Annotated in this window: 4 protein-coding genes; 2 read left to right on the forward strand and 2 right to left on the reverse strand. The window is 67.1% G+C overall.

What is annotated here, in order from left to right; translation table 11 throughout:
- Positions 1-1427 (reverse strand): glycerol-3-phosphate dehydrogenase (gene glpD, locus ABGA94_RS06450; protein WP_375366724.1); only part of this gene is annotated, 1427 nt, incomplete at its 3' end.
- 242 nt (positions 1428-1669) lie between these two features.
- Positions 1670-2305, reverse strand: coding sequence for an OmpW family protein (locus tag ABGA94_RS06455; protein WP_005419535.1), 636 nt, complete (start codon positions 2303-2305; stop codon positions 1670-1672).
- A gap of 186 nt (positions 2306-2491) precedes the next feature.
- Here ABGA94_RS06455 and ABGA94_RS06460 point away from each other — a divergent pair, with 186 nt between their 5' ends.
- Together ABGA94_RS06460 and ABGA94_RS06465 are read left to right on the forward strand one after the other, a co-directional pair.
- On the forward strand, positions 2492-3007 hold the full coding sequence (locus tag ABGA94_RS06460; RefSeq protein ID WP_134956069.1) for a DNA-deoxyinosine glycosylase: 516 nt from the start codon (positions 2492-2494) through the stop codon (positions 3005-3007).
- Between the two features lie 167 nt (positions 3008-3174).
- A partial coding sequence (locus ABGA94_RS06465) for a biotin/lipoyl-containing protein (protein WP_375366727.1) occupies positions 3175-3563 on the forward strand: 389 nt, incomplete at its 3' end.

Consider the following 3563-nt stretch of genomic DNA (forward strand, 5'->3'; position numbering starts at 1 on the left):
AGCCGGTCCTGGCGCGACAGCAGGGTCAGCACATCGGCGTCATGCACCTGCCGAGTGTCAGCCGGATCCATCAGGTCTTCGTAGTCGAGCAGGCCGCCGCCAAACGCCTCGCCAAGATCGTGCAGGCCCCGTACACCCTGCAGCAGTTCCGCGCTGCGACTGCCATAGGCCCCGGCCCAGCGTCGCGCGATACCTGCGGGCAACCAGGGTGCCGATACCTGCAGATGCGCGCCCGCCTGCGCGGCGTCGCCCCAGTCGCTGCCTGGCAGCGGGTCTCCGTTTGCTGTCCACGCCGCTCCCATCTGCGGCAGGGCGGACCGCAGCAGCTCCAGCGCTTCCTCGGCCAGGACCCGGTAGGTGGTCAGCTTGCCGCCCAGCACATGCAGCGCCGGTGCCGGGTCCACCTGCAGCTGCAGGCGGTAATCGCGGCTGAGTCTTGCCGCGCGCGGATCGGGATCAGCCAGCAGCGGGCGGACACCGGCGAACTGCCAGACCACATCTTCCGGCGCGATGGGTTCATGCAGGTAGCGATTGGCCGCTTCGCACAGGTACGCCACCTCTGAAGGCAGCACGCTGCAGCGCGCCGGGTCGCCGCGATAGTCGGTGTCGGTGGTGCCAACCAGCAGGTGGTCGTGGGCGAAGGGCAACAGGAACACCACGCGTCCATCGGGTTGCTGCAGCAGGCACGCGCTGTCATCGGGCCAGGGCCGGCGCAGGACGATGTGGCTGCCTTGTACCAGCCGCAGCGCGGGGCCGCCACTGCGTGCCTCCATCCGTTCCAGCAGGCCGCCGGCCCACGGCCCTGCCGCATTGGCGACGGCGCGCGCGGTCACCTGCTGCTGGCCATCAGCGGATTCCAGCACCGCCTGCCACCGGCCCTGCAAGGGCTGCAGGTCGATGCAGCGGCTGCGCACACGCACCTGTGCGCCCCGCTGCGCGGCATCCAGGGCGTTGAGCAGCACCAGTCGCGCGTCATCGACCTGCGCGTCGGCGTAGCTGAAGGCCTGCCGCAGATCCGGGGAAAGCCAGGGGCCGAGCGGATCGCGCTGAAGGTCCAGGGCGCGCGAGGCGGGAAATGCCGGGCTGCGACGGCCCAGGTGGTCATACAGCCACAGTCCCGCGCGTAGCATCCAGCGTGGGCGCAGATGGGGTTCCCACGGCAGCACGAAGCGCAATGGATGGACCAGATGGGGCGCCTGCCGGCGTACCACCTCGCGTTCGCCCAGCGCCTTGCGCACCAGCCCGAGCTCGCCCTGTTCCAGGTAGCGCAGGCCGCCGTGGATCAGCTTGCTGCTGGCGCTGGAAGTATGCGCGGCAAGGTCGTGCTGCTCGCACAGCAGCACGCGCAGGCCGCGGCCGCTGGCGTCACGGGCGATGCCGGCACCGTTGATGCCGCCACCGATCACCAGCAGGTCGACGTCGTCCATCGTGTCTCCGCGTCCTGTGTCTGTAGATCCGAGCCGCGCCACCATTGACCGTGGGCGCCATTGAACGTAACGCATCGCAATGCGCGCGGAGCCCGCCGCTCGACTCGGGATAGGGGGCTTGGCTCGACTCTACAAAAAGGCAGTCGAGCATGGGCTCGACTCTACAGAACGCCGGTGACGGAAACGACGACGGGCCCCGAAGGGCCCGTCGCGTTGCATCAGTGAAGCAGGTGCAGCCTGGATCAGAAGCGGGCGCCGATGCCGAAGCCGACGGTCCACGGATCCATCTTGGCTTCGCCGATCTTCTCGCCGCCAACCTTGATGTCCGGGCGGGCGCGCATGTAGCGGGCGTCAGCACGGGCGAACCAGGTGGAGTTGATGTTCATGTCGACGCCGACGGTGCCGATCACGCCCTTGGCATCCTTGAAGCGGATGTCGGTGTCAGCGCCGTTGCCCAGCTTCTCGTTGCTGAAGCTCGACTGGTAGTAGCCGACGCCCACGAACGGACGGAACACGTTGTCAGCCTGGCCGAAGTGGTACTGGCCGCTCAGCGCGACCGGCTGCTGCTCGACCGAGCCGAGGCGGGCGTTGTTCGGGCCCTTGAACTTGTTGTCGAACTTGTCGGCGGCGCCCCACAGTTCAACGGCCCAGTTGTCGTTGATGTAGTAGCTGAAGCTGACGGTCGGCGCCGGGCCACCATCGGTCTTCTTCACGCCGGAGATCGGGTCGTTCTTCGGTTCCAGCAGCGAGATGCCGCCAACAACGGCAAAATGCTTGCCCGACGCGGTGTCGGTGCTGCTGCTGTCCTGGGCGAAAGCGGCCGGCGCGAAGGCGGCGGAGGTCAGCAGGGCGAGACTCAGGATACGGATGGAGCGCATGGGGGTATCTCCTAATGTTTCTTGTTTTGGGCCCCCGGTTGCGGGGCGAGCACACCGTAGTCGCCCCAACATGAATCGAATCCGACGCACGTTAAAAAATAGTTTTCCTTGTTCAGCGACGGGTACGGAACGCCTGTATTCATGGGGTTTCTGGCGCTCGGGGACATTCATGCAGTTGGAGAAGATGTGAGCACAGCAACGTTGTGCATTGGCCTGCAAGCGCAGGTGAACCTGGAGTGCCGGGTGCTGCTGCTGGGCTCGATGCCGGGCGTGGCGTCCCTGCAGGAGCAGCGCTATTACGCCCATCCGCGCAACCGCTTCTGGCCGCTGATGGCCGACATCTGTGGTTTCGACGCGGATCTGGCCTACGCCGCGCGGCTGCAGGCATTGAATGCCGCGGGCATCGGTCTGTGGGATGTGATCGGTCGCTGCGAGCGCCGAGGCAGCCTGGATGCGGACATCGTGCGTGGCACGGAAGTGGCCAATGCACTGCCGGAACTGATCGCCACGTTGCCTGAGCTGACGCTGATCGGCTGCAATGGCGGTGCATCATGGCAGGCGTTCCAGCGCTGGGTGCTGCCGCAGCTGGAGGCCCCGCCACAGGTGGTTGCATTGCCCTCGACCAGCCCGGCCAATGCGGCGTGGTCGTTGCCGCGCCTGCGCCAGGCCTGGCAGCCGGTTGCAGACGCACTGGCGACATGAAGCGGACATCGTCCGGACAATACGCTACCGACTGGTCGCGGCCGGGACCCGTGGGCAACAGCCTGTCCCGGCTGCGTGCGTACTGAAAACACCTGTAACGGTTGGCGCTGGACCCCGCTGGCCGCACAATAGACGTTTCCCTACACCAGATTGCCGGAGTTATCCCCATGGCCGAAATCAAGGAAGCACTTGTCCCCGATATCGGTGACTACAGCGATATCCCGGTAATCGAGGTGCTTGTCGCCGTCGGCGACACGGTCAAGAAGGACCAGGGCCTGGTGACGCTGGAAAGCGACAAGGCGACGATGGAAGTGCCGTCCTCGGTGGCAGGCGTGGTCAAGGAACTGAAGGTCAAGGTGGGCGACAGCCTGTCCGAAGGCAAGGTCGTGGCGCTGATCGAAGTGGCCGAAGGCGAAGCCGCCGCGCCGGCCGCCGCCGCACCGGCACCGGCCAAGTCCGCTGCCCCGGCTGCCGCCACCCAGCGCGCGCCGGCCCCGGCCGCCGCTGCGGCGGCCGCTCCGGCCACTCCGGCCGCCAGCGGTGGCGCAGTGGAAGC

The organism is Stenotrophomonas sp. 3diitr2024 (genome assembly GCF_042136455.1).
Taxonomy (GTDB): Bacteria; Pseudomonadota; Gammaproteobacteria; order Xanthomonadales; family Xanthomonadaceae; genus Stenotrophomonas; species Stenotrophomonas sepilia.

Bases quoted from the DNA above. Each gene is read 5' to 3' on its own strand.
- ABGA94_RS06455 (WP_005419535.1), bottom strand. From the start codon at position 2,305: ATGCGCTCCATCCGTATCCTGAGTCTCGCCCTGCTGACCTCCGCCGCC.